Source organism: Niabella terrae, from assembly GCF_054783135.1.
In genome coordinates, this window is sequence record NZ_BAAGRD010000041.1 from 57,197 (window position 1) to 73,369 (window position 16,173).

General features: G+C 50.9%; 10 protein-coding genes. 5 read left to right on the forward strand and 5 right to left on the reverse strand.

The genetic code is table 11. The features are described 5' to 3' along the window. Window positions 1–16: 16 nt before the first annotated feature. The 5 genes from ACYVI9_RS17605 to ACYVI9_RS17625 are packed head-to-tail and all read right to left on the reverse strand — an operon-like array spanning window position 17 to window position 8,438. Window positions 17–1,276: an MFS transporter gene (locus tag ACYVI9_RS17605; RefSeq protein ID WP_460767297.1), complete on the reverse strand. Its 1,260-nt coding sequence runs from the start codon at window positions 1,274–1,276 to the stop codon at window positions 17–19. Further along, window positions 1,273–2,469, reverse strand: a complete 1,197-nt coding sequence (locus tag ACYVI9_RS17610; RefSeq protein WP_460767299.1) for a hypothetical protein — start codon at window positions 2,467–2,469, stop codon at window positions 1,273–1,275. Before ACYVI9_RS17610 ends, ACYVI9_RS17605 begins: the two co-directional genes overlap by 4 nt. After that, the gene (locus tag ACYVI9_RS17615; RefSeq protein ID WP_460767301.1) at window positions 2,459–3,397 is read right to left on the reverse strand and encodes a dihydrodipicolinate synthase family protein; all 939 of its coding nucleotides are present in this window, start codon (window positions 3,395–3,397) and stop codon (window positions 2,459–2,461) included. The genes ACYVI9_RS17610 and ACYVI9_RS17615 overlap by 11 nt, the downstream gene beginning before the upstream one ends. Before the next feature lie 48 nt (window positions 3,398–3,445). Next, on the reverse strand, window positions 3,446–5,011 hold the full coding sequence (locus ACYVI9_RS17620) for a RagB/SusD family nutrient uptake outer membrane protein (protein ID WP_460767304.1): 1,566 nt from the start codon (window positions 5,009–5,011) through the stop codon (window positions 3,446–3,448). 22 nt (window positions 5,012–5,033) lie between these two features. Then, a complete protein-coding gene (locus ACYVI9_RS17625; protein ID WP_460767306.1) occupies window positions 5,034–8,438 on the reverse strand; it encodes a SusC/RagA family TonB-linked outer membrane protein in 3,405 nt (1,134 codons plus the stop codon). A 195-nt stretch (window positions 8,439–8,633) separates the two neighbouring features. Here ACYVI9_RS17625 and ACYVI9_RS17630 point away from each other — a divergent pair, with 195 nt between their 5' ends. The 5 genes from ACYVI9_RS17630 (at window position 8,634) to ACYVI9_RS17650 (ending at window position 16,167) form a co-directional block, all read left to right on the forward strand. Beyond that, entirely contained in the window at window positions 8,634–9,449 is an 816-nt protein-coding gene (locus ACYVI9_RS17630) for a glycoside hydrolase family 16 protein (RefSeq protein WP_460767308.1), read from the forward strand. Between the two features lie 112 nt (window positions 9,450–9,561). Next, window positions 9,562–10,254 carry a FadR/GntR family transcriptional regulator gene (locus ACYVI9_RS17635; RefSeq protein ID WP_460767311.1) on the forward strand — a complete coding sequence of 231 codons (693 nt, stop codon included), beginning with the start codon at window positions 9,562–9,564 and terminating at the stop codon, window positions 10,252–10,254. 134 nt (window positions 10,255–10,388) lie between these two features. After that, the gene (locus ACYVI9_RS17640) at window positions 10,389–11,936 is read left to right on the forward strand and encodes a sulfatase family protein (protein WP_460767313.1); all 1,548 of its coding nucleotides are present in this window, start codon (window positions 10,389–10,391) and stop codon (window positions 11,934–11,936) included. Between the two features lie 124 nt (window positions 11,937–12,060). Then, window positions 12,061–13,455, forward strand: a complete 1,395-nt coding sequence (locus tag ACYVI9_RS17645; protein ID WP_460767315.1) for an arylsulfatase — start codon at window positions 12,061–12,063, stop codon at window positions 13,453–13,455. A gap of 153 nt (window positions 13,456–13,608) precedes the next feature. Next, a complete protein-coding gene (locus ACYVI9_RS17650) occupies window positions 13,609–16,167 on the forward strand; it encodes a family 20 glycosylhydrolase (protein ID WP_460767318.1) in 2,559 nt (852 codons plus the stop codon). Window positions 16,168–16,173 lie beyond the last annotated feature (6 nt).

Below are 16,173 nucleotides of genomic sequence, written 5' to 3' on the forward strand. Positions count from 1 at the left end.
GCGCTTTCGTCGCGGGTCAATTACCCGCATCGGAGAACTGCTGATGTTGCGGTTTTAGAAAAAGGAGTTGCAGGACCAGTGCCAGTGCAACGATGATGGCCAGTACAGCAAACCCCAGACCGAGGTTTCCGTCATCGGTAAAGCTGCCCAGCACCTGCGTCACGGCGGCGCCTGCAAAAACACCAACCATATTCATAAAGCCATAAGCGGTCGCCCTTAAGCGGGGCGGTACAAACTGACAGAGTATGGGCATATTATTGGCATCGAAAATGCCGAATCCGATCCCGAAACAAACTGCCGCACCAGTTACCGCCAGAAAACTTTCTCCGGTACCCAGGAGGATCAGGGAAGGGAGGGTCAGCCCCAGCCCAATGGCACTGGTATAAATCCTGCCCCTTATATGGCGCTGTACCCATCGGTCGGAAAGCAAGCCGCCGGTGATCACGCCTACAAAGGAAGACAATGCAATGATTATGGTAGACAGGGGGCCGGCTTCTGACATGGGAATATCAAGGCTTTTGGAAAACAGGGTAGGCAGCCAGTTCTTGGTCGCCCAGCCCGGTAGACTGGGTGCCGCAAAATAAAACAGAATGATCCAGAAAGCGGTGGTCGTAAACAGGATGGAAAGCCCTTTGGTAAAAGGGATTTTGGCGGAACGGCCCGGGTTCAGGCGCGGTTCCCGGTGTTTGTCTTTTAAAAGAAAAACCAACAGCAGGGCGTAACCAATTCCGATGATACCAAACCAGTGAAAAGCCGTATGCCAGCTGTAAGCCGCCGCAACTGTGGCACCGAAACCGCCAAGTGCCTGACCTGCATACAGACCTGTCATATGGATACCCACTGCCAGAGATCTGGTTTTTTCACTGTGGTAATCAGCGATCAATGCCAGCGCCGTCGGTATGTACAAAGCTTCACTGATACCCATGATCCCCCTGAGCCAGAGCAACTGCTGATAGCTGGTCGCCAGACCCATACCGTAGGTGACGGCCGACCATACAAAAAGGCTGGCCACGATCAGCCATTTACGGTTCAGCCGATCCGCGATACTGCCGGCTACAGGGCTCATAAATCCATAGATGTACAGAAAAATGGCCATCAGAAATCCGAAACTTTCGGCGGACTTTAATTCGGCGATGTCCAGCTGCATGGCTTCCTGCATGGTGCTCAGCATCTGCCGGTCCATATAATTCAGTAAGGCCACGACCCAGAGCAGTCCTACAACCACCCAGGGATAAGCGGATTTATTTTTTCCGGAATCTGTCATTGCATGCATCATTCTGTAATGGGTTGAGTGGGTGAAATTTCCTTTGTTTCATCCGGCATCAGGATCCTGCCTTCCATAATCCGGGGGGTACGGACGCCTGCCCGGATCTCACCGCCGGAAATGAACATTCGCTGGTTGGTTCTTACGGCGGTCGTGGTCACGGCGGTCGTGAATGGCAGGTCCGGCCCCTGAATCCAGTGATCCCGGCGGATATCATAATAGAGCAGTTCCCTGCTGAATCCGGGATGACTGGCCTGCAGGGCAGCCTTGCGTTCCAGCAGTTCCTGCTGCTGCAGGGAATCGGAACTGTTATGGATGTCCCGGATGAGTAATTCCGTCTGATGGAATGTTTCGCCCCGGTCGCCACCGAATAAGGCGATAAAATCTTCATCGATCCGCAGCGCCGTACCGGCACTCAGGCTATAAGGCAGGGGGCTTCGGGCCGTCCAGCGGTTTTCACTGACCGAATAGGCGTCTACCTGTTGATATAGGGTACTGACGCCGTCCGGATTGGATTTCCGGCCACCCATCAGCAGGAGCTGATCTCCGGCAGCAATCAGCAGGCCATGGGTGACCGGCCGGGGCAGGCGCGCCAATTGCTGCCAGCCGGCCGTCGGTTGATCGAGATCCAGTTTCAGGAACAGGGTCGTACTGCCTTCCGGACCTTGACCTCCTGCAAGATACAATACCCTTCCGATGGCCGCGATCGCGGCATTGCTGAGCGGGAGGGGGAGTGCGGGCAGCCGTTCCCCATGCAGGGAATCGCCCTGCCAGCGCAGGAGCAGCACCTGATCCAGTGGCCCCGATTCGTTTTCTCCGCCGGCACAAACAATGCCGTCTGCCAGACTACAGTTGGCCGCATAAGCCAGCGGATAAGGCAGGCGGCCCTGCAGGAAAGCATCTGGTGGACCGTCCAGCGGCAGCATAAACGCCCGGTCATAATATTTTTTATGACCGCCTTCCCAGGGCATGGCATCCGGAAAATTGGCACCGCCGGCCGTCAGCAGCATATGATGATAAATACCGGTGACCGGTCCTGCATAACCCGGCGAAGGATGACCATCCTGGCCAGGCAGCTCGCTATACACGGTCCATTGAATCTGTGGGATCTTTTCAGGCATAGAACTACAGGCATTTAAAAGGAATACCATTCCGGCGATCAGACAGGGCCGGATACCAAAGCAGGGATGGGAATTACCCTTCATTTCCCGATGTTTTGGAACAATAATTTTCAAAACCTAAAGCCAGGGCATCTTTTTTGAATGCTGCAAAGGCAGGTTCATCCATATTGAGTACCGGTAACCTGAAGCTGCCGCAATCCATACCGATCAACTTCATAAAAGCCTTTCCGGTAGCGATGCCGCCATATTTACCCAGGAGCCGGATCATTTCAATCGACTGATGCTGCAGGTCCCGGGCCCGGTCGAATGCGCCGTTCTTAAAGGCTTCGATCAGTTCCAGGTATAAAGGTGCAGCATAATTATAGGTACTGCCTACTGCACCAAAGCTGCCCAGTATCAGTGCAGAGAGCATGTTTTCGTCGCGCCCCCAAAGCATATCGTATCGGCCATTTTCCAGGTAGATACAGGAGAGAAAATCCATAAAATCCTCATGGGTATACTTGATACCCGCAAAATTGGGAATCCTGCCGTTGACGGCCTGCAGCAGCTCATACATGGAAATATGACAGCCGGTAAGTACCGGAATATGATAATAATAAAAAGGCGTTTCCGGTACAGCGGCCGCCACTTCGGCACAGCAGCTTGCCAGTGCAGCTGCATGGGCAGGCTTAAAATAATAAGGCGCCGTATAGGCCACGCCAAAGAGACCGATTGATGCGCTGTGGGCCGCCAGTGTCTGACTGCTTTTCAGGGAAGTGCCTCCCACGAGATTAATGACTTTAAAGGCCGGATCCTCCCTGGTGGCATCCGCCCAGGCTTCAGCGACCGCTTTTTTTTCGTCATCGCTGAGGGCGACACCTTCCCCGGTGGAGCCATTGATAAAAGCGCCAATCACTTTGTTCTGCCGGAGCAGCCGGAAATAGGCCGGAATCAGATCCGTATTCAGACTTCCGTCGGGGTGCATGGGTGTAAAGGGTGCGGCAATAAGGCCCACCAGCTTTTCTGTATTCATATTTGATAATATAGCGCGTGAATGATTAATTTTTTAGTACCTGTCTGTTTATTCAGGTTTTGCCGTGGGATAACCCGGCGTCTGATTGACCAAAGGATCATTGGTCCAGATCGCGGGTTCAATAGGCCACAGCACTTTATAAGCTTCCGTACTCTTGTCCAGCACACCATAAGGCTGATTGACAGTTTTGAATACCAGCGGTTCGTTGCCCAGTTTCATACGGCGCAGGTCATACCAGCGTTTGCCCTCATGAACAAATTCTTTGCTGCGTTCCGCAAATATAGCCAGTTCGTTGGCATCTTTTCCGCCATTGACAAAGGGATGGGGATCTGCATTTGCAAAAGCCCGGTCCCGGATGGCCTGGATATAGCTGGAAGGATCTCCTCCTTCGGCATTTACAATTTCAGCGAGCATCAGCAAACGGTCCGCTTCACGATACACGGGCCAGTCGTCGGAAAAATACCTTTTGTTGGCATCGATGGTTCCCAGGAATTTGACCAGTGCGGTATTTCTGACGGTGACCAGGGGCGGGTTTTTACTTTTATCCACTTTGTAATAGTCGTAAAAAGTGGCGTCCCTGCGTTGATCGGCGGGGTCATAAGCCTGAAACATCTCAAAAGTGTAACCATAGCGTTGAATGATCTGCCGGGAATTGGTAGCGGCGATTTCAAGGGGATCTACCAGGGTAGAACCGGTCCCTAAAGAATCCTTATAATGCTGGCCATCGAAATTGAATGTGGAATAAAGGAAGGCTGCGACATTGGTCATTTCGGCTTCCCCCACCCGGAACCGGATCGACATGATAACCTCATTATTGTTTTTATGGGCATAGTCGAAAACAGTGGAGAAATCGGATTGTAATGCCGGGCCGGAGATCGCCGTCAGTGCTGATTTAGCTTCTGCAAGATCCGCCGTGTTATTGTACACTTTTGCGGACCAGAGATAAACTTCTCCTTTCAGCATCTTTGCTGCCTGAGGGTTCCAGGTACTTTTCTCTGCCGGGCCGGTTGCCGTGCCAAAAAAGCCGATGGAACTGTTGATATCATTTTTAATGACATCCAGTACTTCTGCCTCTGTAGCCCGGGCTTTGCGCAGCTCCACGGGATCAGTCGTGCCATTCAGTACTTCCGGTTCCAGCCGCAACGGAACGCCGCCATAAGTCCGCAACAGGTGGAAATAATAATAAGCCCGCATGGCGTATGCCTGTCCCAACAGGTAGTTTTTACGGTCTTCGGCCAGAAAACTGATTGCTGTAACTTTCTGTATAAACAGGTTGATTTGCAGAATCGGTCCGTAAAAACCGGCCCAGGAACCGACGCCTGAGGAGTTCTCATCTATTCTTTGTTCAATGATCGGTAACTCGTTCAGTGAAGTATTCTGCCGATCCACATTACTGAAGCCACCGCCCCGCATTTCACCCAGCCGGACAAACTGGAACTGGTTATTGCGGAATTGATTGTGCAGGCCGACCATAAAATTGGAAACCTGAGATTCGTTCTGCCAGAAATTACCGTCACCAAAATAATCTTCCGGCGAGATATCAAGCGCTTTGCGGCAGGACAGGATCGAGCACATCAGCAGCAGGACCCCGAGCGTATATTTAATTTGTTTCATGTCAAAAATATTTATGCATGTTTTAGAAAGTAAGTTTGGCGCCGAAAATCAGCTGCGTGGGAATGGTATAGGCACTGTTCTGATTGCCCGTACGTTCCGGCAGGTTCAGTAAGCTATTGGTGATATAACCCAGATTCTGACCGGTCGCATTCAGCGTGAGACCACTGATAACCGTATTTTTCAGCAGCGAAGCCGGCAGGGAATAACTCAGTGAGACTTCCCGGAAGGCCAGATAGCTGGAGTTCACCCAGAACATACTGCTGGGGCGGTCATAGTTCTTGGTATTGAGCTGGTCCGCCCAGGTATACCTGGGAAATGCGGCATTGGGATTTTCGGGTGTCCAGGTATCTTTTACAATATCTGTCGCATTAAATTCTCCCTGAAAGCTGCCGAGTGCCCACATTTGCATCATGTCCTGCTGCACATGACCCAGGGCAAAATCCAGTCGCATAAAGAGGCTGAGTCCCTTGTAGCTCACAGTGGTATTAAAACCACCGGTCCAGCGGGGCAGGGTGCGTCCCAGGGAAGTCATATCCCGGTAATCGATTGTATCATTCTGATCAAAGTCCTTCCATTTCATATCCCCCAGCTGGGTGGCAATAAAGTTGAAGCCGCCGGCATTCAATCCCCGCTGATCAATGAGCTGCTGACTGGCGACCCTTTTTCCGGCAGAAGCGCCATACCATACCTGTCCGGCAGCCAGATCGACTTTGTTGTAATTGGCCAGGTCTTCCGCAGTGCGGATAATGCCTTCCGATACAAAGCCAAATTGTTCGCCCCATTCCTGACCCTCCTGCAGACCGCCTACCCAGATGATGCGACCGCTGGCAGGGTCAAAGACCTGTTGTCCGCCCTGGCGGTTCCGCTCATTGCCGTTAAAGGGCAGTTTCAGGACCGTGTTTTTATTCCAGGCGGCATTCGCTGCTACCTGCCAGCTGAAGTTTTCGCGTTGGATGAGTTTATAGCTGAGTTCGAGTTCCACCCCTTTATTGCGCATGCTTCCGTTATTGGTACGGATGCTGCTGATACCGGAGGACGTCGGCAGTACTACATACGCCAGTTTGTCGTCAGTTACCCGGTTATAATAGGCCACAGAACCATTGAGTTTGTTTTGCAGCAACCCGAATTCCATACCAATTTCCCTGGTATTGGTGCTTTCCCATTTCAGGTCCGGCAATCCGATACCGGTCTGCAGAAAACCAATGGTGCCGTTATAAGGGGTCTGGGAACCATAGGAGCCCTGTACCTCATAAAGTCCGATGGCATTACTGGTTCCAATACCGATATTCCCACTCTTACCCCAACTGGCCCTGAGTTTCAAATAAGATAACCAGCTTTTTAAAGGCGACATAAAATCTTCCTTGCTGATAAGCCATCCCAGTGAAGCTGCGGGGAAAGTTCCGTATTGATTATTACCGGTCAGCCGGGATACACCTTCCCGTCTCAGGGTGAAAGAGGCCAGGTATTTGCCGTCCCAATTATAATTCAGGTGACCAAAACCCGACATGATCCGATCCCGGTTATGATAGGAATCCGTGCCCCGGGTCTGGGTCGTGGCATTGTTCAGGGTTAAAGCCAGATCAGCGAAATCATCCGTGGGCGCCAGGCTGCCGCTGGCAGATAATCCCCTGGAATAGGCATTGTAGTACTCCATACCCACCATCGCGTCGATATGACTTTTACCCAGGAAATCCAGGTTATAATTCAAAATGGCATTATAGGTCTGATACAGGGTTCTGTCAAAGGAAGCCGAAGAAGCACGATCTCGGTTCCAGCCCCGGTTGGGATCTGTGGTGCTCATGATGCCGGTACGGAAATCATGGTTAAAGGATTCCAGGTATTGCTCATCATATTTCCAGATACCGCCGACCCGGGCATATAGATTCCGCATAAAGTCAATTCTGAAGAACTGATTGATCGTAAACTTGTCGGACTGATAGTCTCTTTCATATTTATCTATATTCATGATGGGATTACCATCACTGGCGTCACGTCCTAGGATGAGCTCCCCATTGCTATTATAGCCCCGCATGGTAGGTGGCGCAGATAACATCCGGCCCCAGTAATTGGATTCTCCGTTAAACAGGGACTGGTCGCGCCAGTTGGCTTTATTGAACTGCAGCGAACTTTCGGATTTCAACCAGGGTTTGATCTTATAATCTGCATTCAGCAGAAAACTGAGCCTTTTGTAAAAAGTCTTCAATGAAAGGCCGTCTTCATCATAATAGCCCAGATTGGCATAGTAGGCTCCTTTATCGTTGCCACCCGTCATACTGATATTATAGTCCTGCAGCACGGATCGCTCCTGCAGCCCGTAATCGCCATAATTGAAATCGCGGAAAATAAGGTCCGCATAGCTGCCATTTGGATCATAGTTGCCGTCCATATTGGTCAGCACTGCATCCTTCATGGTCTTCCAGCCGGGCTGGCTGAGCAGTTCCCGGTTCTCATCTGTCAACCGCATGACACTCCAGATGGCGCGAGAGTCATAATTACCGTCCAGGATGGCACCGGTATTCGGATCCTTATACAGGTTCCCGGTACCCCGGGGGCCTACTGCTGCCAGTGCGGAGTTGGAAGCTACCGTACCGAAAGTACCGTTGATAATGGCCTGTACCACACCTTTCCGGGTCCAGCGGATATAATCCTCCGCACTTAGAAAATTATAGGGAAGGTTCAGGAAATTGGTGCCCCGGTTGGCTTTCAGGGTCAGTGATGAAGTTCCGGCCTTGCCTTTTTTGGATGTGACCAGAATGACACCGTTGCTGGCCCGGGCTCCGTAAATGGCCGTAGCGGAAGCGTCTTTGAGGACTTCCATACTGGCAATATCCTCGGGATTAATATCACTTAGGGAGTTCCAGACCTGGCCGTCCATTATAATCAGCGGACTGCCGGAACCGTCAAAATTGGTACCGCCCCGTAAAACAATAGAAGCAACAGATCCGGGCCGGCCTGTTCCGGCCGCCACCCGCAGACCGGGTATGGTGCCCGCCAGCGCCTGTGCCGGGTTCGACCGGGTGCCGGTTTCCAGAATCCGGTTATCCAGTTTGGAAATGGAACCTGTTAAAGTCGACCTTTTCTGGGTGCCATATCCTACTACCACAACTTCATCCAGCTTCGTGGCTTCGGCGTTGGCAAGGGTGATAACAATGGGCGTGGGGCTGTTTGCAGTTACTTCCCTGGAAGTATAACCTGCATAAGAGATGACCAGTACATCCGATGGAGATGCATTAATACTAAACTGGCCTTCACTATCCGCCCGTACAGCTGTGGACGTGTTTTTGATGGCGATAGTCGCTCCGGGTAATGCGGCACCGGTGCTTTCGTCAAGCACGCTCCCGGTGATTTCCTTCGTCTGGCCAAAGCCCGCCAGTGAAGTAAGCAGCAATAAAATGGCCAGACCGTATCGCAAGCAATTTCGCAGCATAAAAGATTTTTTAAAATTTGAAAGTATTATGTATGACATAATAAAAGTAAACCCTTAATTTTACCAAACCAAATTTTTTTCCGTATTTTTTTCCACTGGGTCGGAAAACAGGGGACCGGTTGCCGCGGCGCCTGCCTTCTTTTCGACTGATTTCAGCGGATTCATGCGGTTGGAGTCCATTAAATATTAGGAACTATGTCTTTTAAAATGTTTAGATCGATCAGTTGGCAGCCCATCGCGGTACTGGCCATCATCCTTCTTGGTTGCAGCGCCTGCCGGTCTACAAGAATCGGCGGGGCACAGCAGGTGACAAAAAACGGGCGCCAGTTGATATTTCAGGATGAATTCAATGGTTCGGGCCAGTTCGATACCTCCAAATGGTCCTTTGCCGCACCTGGAAAGCCCGCCTGGATGCTTTATTTAAAGCCGGATACCCAGTTTGCCAGGGTTTCGGAGGGCCGGTTGCGGTTAAAAATGGATAAAACCCCGGCCGGCTACCAGTCGGTAGGCATAGAAACAACCGGCAAATTCAGTTTTCAGTATGGCAGGCTGGAAGTCCGGGCCCGTTTTAACCGGGGAAAAGGCTCCTGGCCGGCGATCTGGATGATGCCGGAATTTCCCGTGGCCTTCGGTGACTGGCCGGCCAGTGGCGAGATTGATGTTATGGAACATGTAAATAATGAAGACCAGGTGCACCAGACCATCCATAATGCCGCTGTCACGGATCTCAATTCCGGCAGCAGTACCGCCACCAGTCAAATGCCGTACCGTACGGAGGACTTTAATGACTATGCCATTGAATGGACGCCGGAAGCAATCATTTTTTTTGTGAATGGCATCAGCCGCTATTCCTATAAGAAGGCAGCCGGTGCTGACAGCCGACAATGGCCATTTGATCAGCCCTTTTATATCATATTGAATCAATCGGGTGGCGCAGGATGGCCTGGTGCGATAACAGATGCAGACCTGCCCTTTTGGATGGAAGTCGATTATGTACGGGTGTACCAATAACCCACAGCAACACCCACCCGGCGGGCAGTAAAGAATTAAATATTACATAATTTTTTCAGTTTTGAACCACAGCCGTTAAATTTACCAACCTTTTATTCATCTTACTGGACATATGGAGAACGTTTTTAAATCAATAGATACCAAGAGTCTTGTCGAAAAAGTAGAAGCCAGACTGATAGAATTATTACACCAGCGAAAGTTGAAAGTGGGCGATAGCATACCCAAGGAACTGGAGCTGGCCAGCGCATTGGGTGTCAGCAGAACCGTGATTCGTGAAGCGTTAATGCGTCTGCGGCTGATGGGGCTCATTGATTCTAAAAAGAAGAAAGGGGCTGTCATAACCAATCCCGATATTTTCGGTACCCTGGCCAAGAGCATGAATCCTTTTATTCTTAGTGAGGATACGCTGAAGGAAATTTTTGAGATCCGGCTGATTCTCGAGATCGGCATGGCGGACCTGCTATTCAGGCATATTACGGATGCGGATATAAAGGAACTGAAACAGATCGTCAAAAATGAGCCGGCTTCTTCCAGGAATCGTATGTTCGACCCTTCCTATGAGATTGCTTTTCATGGGAAATTATACGAGATCTCACATAATGAAACCTTAAAGAAATTTCAACAGTTATTATTTCCCATATTCGGATTTGTTGAAAAAAGTTCGCTGTTTAAGTCGGTCAGCAGCCCGAAAAAGTTTGTTTCACATAAGCAACTGGTAAGCATCCTGGAGAAAGGCGATCCGGATGAATTCAGAAAGGGCATGCGGAGTCACCTGGATAACCATTTTTTGCGTTTGTCAGAATAACCGGGGAATGCAACCGACGCCGCCACCTTCTTTATGCGCGAAGGTTTTGTTACAGCAGGCTGCTTGGTGGTCAGGAATAAGCCTGCCAAGAACCATTTTTAATTTTTTGAAACTGATCATAATTCTGGTAAACTATGCGTCTTTTAAATTTTAGCAAGCCGAAAGGATATTTTCTATTGCTACTGTTGATTACCGTGGGCAGGTTATCCGCCCAGGAGCAGCCCAATATTGTATTTATTATTTCGGACGATCATGCTTTTCAGACCATCAGTGCCTATGGCAGCCGATGGATGCAAACCCCCGGAATTGACCGGATCGCCCGGGAAGGGGTTTTATTTACCGGCGCCTATGTGACCAATTCCATCTGTGGCCCCAGCCGGGCTTCGATTATGACCGGGAAATACAGTCATAAGAACGGATTCAGGGACAATGAGAATTCCAATTTTAATTTTAACCAGGATATCTTTTTGAAGGGCCTGCAGCAGGCAGGATACCAGACGGCCTGGATCGGTAAAATGCACCTGGGTGACAGTATCCCCCAGGGCTTTGATTACTATAGCATCCTGCCTGGTCAGGGACATTATTATAATCCCGATTTTATCGAAACCGGCAACCTCAGGAAGCATTATACCGGTTATGTGAGCAATATAATTACCGACCTGTCCGAGCAATGGCTGGAACGACGGGATGAAGACAAACCTTTTTGTCTGGTAATTGGCCATAAGGCCACCCATCGGACCTGGATGCCGGATCTGGAAGACCTGCATCGTTTCGATAGCGTGAAATTTGAAATGCCGGCCACTTTCTATGATGATTATGCGACCCGCCAGGCAGCTGCTGTTCAGGATATGAGCGTTGCCAAAACCCTGATCATGGGTTATGACCTGAAAATGTTTAAGGATCCTGCCGAAGTCGACAAACAGGGTTCTATTGCCCGCATGAATGCGGACCAGCGCCGGGTATTTATGGGTTACTATGACAGTATCCGCCAGGTCCTGGACCGGCAGCAGCTGCAGGGCGACGAGTTGATCCGATGGAAATACCAGCAGTACATGCGGGCGTATCTGTCCACAGCAGCCTCCCTGGACCGGAATATCAGCCGGGTACTCGATTATCTGGACCAGCAGCAACTGACCCGGAACACGGTAGTAATATATATGTCGGACCAGGGTTTTTATATGGGAGAACACGGTTGGTTTGACAAACGTTTTATGTATGAGGAATCCTTCAGAACCCCCCTGGTGATGCGTTATCCCGGAGTGGTTCAACCAGGCACCCGGATCGATGATTTTGTAATGAATATTGATATCGCCCCGACCTTACTGGATCTTGCCGGCGCCCAGGTCCCCGCGGCCATTCAGGGGAAATCCTTTCTGCCCCTCCTGCGCCATCAGCCCTATAAGAGCCGGGAAGCCATGTATTACCACTATTATGAGAACGGCGAGCATTCGGTGTCACCGCATTTCGGGATCAGGACAAAAAGATACAAGCTGATCCGTTTTTATAAGCGGGTGGAGAGCTGGGAACTGTTTGATCTGGAGAAAGATCCCCGGGAATTACATAATATTTATGACGATCCGTCTTCGAAGAAACTGGTTGCTGATTTGAAAGCCCGTTTGCTCGGACTTATCGAAGACTACGATGACCAGGAAGCGAAAACCCTTTTTTACAAAGATATCTGAGCTTTTAGAAGTAGTCGAAAAGCAAACCGGACCAGGGCAGGGCTCGTTGGCACAGATGCGTCAATTGAATATTACAGCCAAGCTCCGTTACCTGAAAGTTTTTCTTATTGTCAAAATACAGGATATGAAAAAATTTTGGTTTTTAAGCGTTCTTTTTGCCGGACTTTGGAATGTTTCGGCCCGGGGCCAGTTGGCGCCGGCATCGAAACCCAATATCGTATTGATTCTCGCGGATGACCTGGGTTATGGCGATCTGGGTTGTACAGGACAGCGGATCATCCAGACACCCCGGATAGACCAGCTGGCGGCAACGGGCATGCGCTTTACCAATTTTTATGCAGGTACGTCTGTCTGTGCGCCTTCGCGGTCTTCGCTGATGACGGGACAGCATACCGGCCATACCTATATACGGGGCAATAAGGAGATCCAGCCGGAAGGGCAGGAGCCCCTGGCCGATTCCGTGGTGACCCTGGCGGGACGACTCAGACAGGCGGGTTATACTACCGGTGCTTTTGGTAAATGGGGTTTGGGAATGGTGGGCAGCAGTGGCGACCCTATTAAAAAAGGATTTGATGTATTCTTTGGCTATAACTGTCAGCGCCAGTCACACAGCTACTATCCGGATCATCTCTGGAGCAATCAAACCCGTGTGGAACTGAAAGGGAATAGCAGTGAAAGCCGACGAACATATGCACCGGCACTGATCCAGGCCCAAACCCTGGCTTTTATTGAAGAAAATAAAGACCGTCCGTTTTTTCTATTCGTGCCTACGATCCTGCCACATGCGGGTCTGGAAGGGCCGGATGACCAGTTTTATAAAATGTATGCCGGAAAATTTCCTGAGCAACCTTACCAGCGGGGCGGTGGCAGCTATGCCTCCCAGGCGGAGCCACGGGCCGTATATGCGGCGATGGTAAGCAGAATGGATGCCTACGTGGGCCAGATTCTGGATCAGCTCGAGACACTCGGCCTTGCTTCCAATACCCTGGTGCTTTTTGCCAGCGATAACGGCGCCCACAAAGAAGGCGGCGCCGATCCCGCTTTTTTTAACAGTAATGCGGGGATGCGGGGACTGAAAAGAGATTTGTATGAAGGGGGCATTAAAACGCCGTTGATCGTACGCTGGCCGGGCAAAATTAAAGCAGGCAGCCGGTCCGGCTTTATAGGCGCTTTCTGGGATATCATGCCCACTTTACTGGAAATAATCGGTGCCGGGACTGATCCCCATACCGATGGGATTTCCTTTATGCCCACACTTCTTGGGAAACGCCAGGCGACGCATCCCTACCTGTATTGGGAATTTCATGAAGGCGGTGGTCGCCAGGCGGTGCGTTCAGGAAAATGGAAAGCCGTCCGTCTGAATGTTTCCAGGGACCGGAACGGGCCGGTTGAATTATATAATCTTGAAAAAGATCCGAAGGAACAGTTCGACCTGGCGAAGGCATACCCTCAGGTAGCCGCTCGCCTGGAAGGCTATATGCGCCAGGCACACCGGCCCAGTCCGCTCTTTCCATTTTAAGAAGCTGCCCGGAAAGATCCGCATGGTATTTCGATGGGGTTGCTGAAATCAGGTCCCTGCATTTTTAATAACTATCTATCAAGAAAAGAAATGATGGCCATTTTTTCCATCACATCCATAAGAAAAAGAAAACGAAGGTCCACCTGCTTATTATTGGCTGTATTTATTTTCAGCAGCGGGCTGTTCAGCACCCTCCGCGCCCAGTTACCATTGCCGCATTGGCCGGACAGTTTGTTTTCACCCTACTATCACCAACGGGTAAGTCAGTTTGAACTGTTGCCCGCAAGCAGGGGTGCTATCATTTTTCTGGGCAACAGTATTACCGATGGTGCGGAGTGGACGGAGCTGTTTGGAGATGCCCGCATCCGGAACCGGGGTATCAGCGGTGATCTCAGTGCCGGCGTACTCAACCGGCTGGGAACAGTTTTGGACAGAAATCCCGCCAAGGTTTTTCTGATGATCGGAATCAATGACCTGGCCCGCGGCATTACCGAAGACAGTATCCTGAACAATATCAGCCGGATCGCGGCCCTGGTGCACGCGTATCGTCCGGCTACCCGGCTCTATATTCAAAGCCTGCTGCCGGTCAATGCTGCCTTCGGCAAATTCAGCAACCATACGAATAAAACCGCTGCTATCCGGCGGATCAACAAGGTACTCTCCGCCCGGGCCCGGGAAGGGCATTATGTTTTTATTGATCTGTATACGCATTTCTGTGATCAGGCGGGACGCCTGCAGCCGGCTTATACCAATGACGGCTTGCATTTGAAAGGCCGGGGATATATGGTATGGAAGCAGCTGATTTTTCCCCATGTTTTCGATCTGCAGGAGAAGCCGGCATTGATTCCCGCACCCCGGGAACTGGACTGGAATAAAGGATTTTTTCCGCTCTATCAATGCAGGGACCTGGTAGTGACCGATACGGCCCTGAAATCAGAAGCCCTGCAGTTGCAGCAGGATTTGGCGCAGCGGGGCATCCGGGTGGCGGTGCGAGACAAGAAAAGGGCCGGACAACCCTTTATCGAACTACGGCTGGATCCTACTTTGAAAGGAGAGGAAGCCTATCAGTTGCTGGTGGATACCGCGTATATAATGCTCCGGGCAGCTACGGCCCATGGGGTATTCAACGGCATCCAGACCCTGCGACAACTCTGTCGCAACGGGACTACCGTGGATGCCTGCCGCATTAATGATGCGCCGGCTTTCTCCTGGCGCGGTTATATGGTTGATGTCGGTCGCAATTATATGTCAATGGAATTGCTCAAACAGCAGATTGATGTAATGAGCCGCTACAAGTTTAACGTCTTTCATTTCCATGCGACCGAAGATATTGCCTGGCGTTTTGCCTCCGATAAATATCCCCAGCTGAACCGTCCGGAGCATATGCTCCGCAATAAGGGCATGTATTATACAAAAGCCGATTTGCAGGAACTCATCAGTTATTGTCGGCAAAAACATATCACACTGGTACCAGAGATCGACATGCCCGGCCATAGTGCTGCCTTCAGGCGGGCCATGCATACAGATATGCAATCTGATACCGGGATGCACTATGTCAAGGAGCTGATCCTTGAATTTTGCGAGAACTATGACTTGCCCTATATACATATGGGTGCCGATGAAGTGCATATCAGCAATCCCGATTTTGTGCCGCAGATGACCCGGCTACTGGAAAGCAAAGGCAGAAAAGTGATTGGTTGGCAACCGGGAGGTAATTTTCCTTCCACCGTTATGCGACAACTGTGGATGCAGGATGAAACCCATCTCAGAAGCGGCGACAGCATCCAATGTATTGACTCCAGGCATTTGTACCTGAACCATATGGATCCGCTGGAAGCCGTCGTAACCATTTTCAACCGACGTATCGGCGATGTGGACCGGGAGACTTCATCCATGAAAGGGGCTACCCTCTGTATATGGCATGACCGTGCAGTGCGATCGGAGCTGGATATCTTGCGCATGAATCCGGTGTATCCCGGTATGCTGGCATTTGCCGAAAGAACCTGGGAGGGTGGGGGAGCGCCCCATTGGATTTCCAATATCAGTGAAGGAGACGTCACCGGATTCCGGGATTTTGAAAACCGGTTGCTGGAGCATAAAACCCTGTATTTTCAACATCAACCATTTCCCTATCAGCGGCAATCCATGCTGCAATGGGAACTTATTGGCCCTTATGACAATGATGGCCTGCTCAGCCGGAGCTTTACACCGGAGACCCTATCAGAAGCTGTCCCGGCTGCATCGGCCAGGGCGATGGGTGGCACGGTGGTGCTTCGACACTGGTGGGCACCATTGATCCAGGGCGCCTTGAAAGAACCCAGGGAAAACAGCACCTGGTATGCCCGAACCCGCATCTGGTCCGATACCGCCGGTACCGGAAAATTCTGGGTGGGCTTTAATAATCTTTCACGATCCACAGCCACCGACAGTCCTCCTGCAGGTGCCTGGGATGAAAAAGGCAGCGCTGTCTGGGTTAACGGGCAGTTAGTGCCGCCGCCGCAATGGGCGCATCCGGGCTGGAAAGGCCATGCAGAAATACCGCTGGCAGACGAGGATTATGCTTACCGGCCGGCCACCCGGATCCCGCTGAAAAAAGGCTGGAATCAAATCCTGTTGAAAATGCCGGTGGGCAGCTTCAGGGGCCGTGACTGGCAGCATCCCGTAAAATGGATGTTTACCTTTGTGCCCGCAGCAGATGACGAAATTCATTAAAAAGAA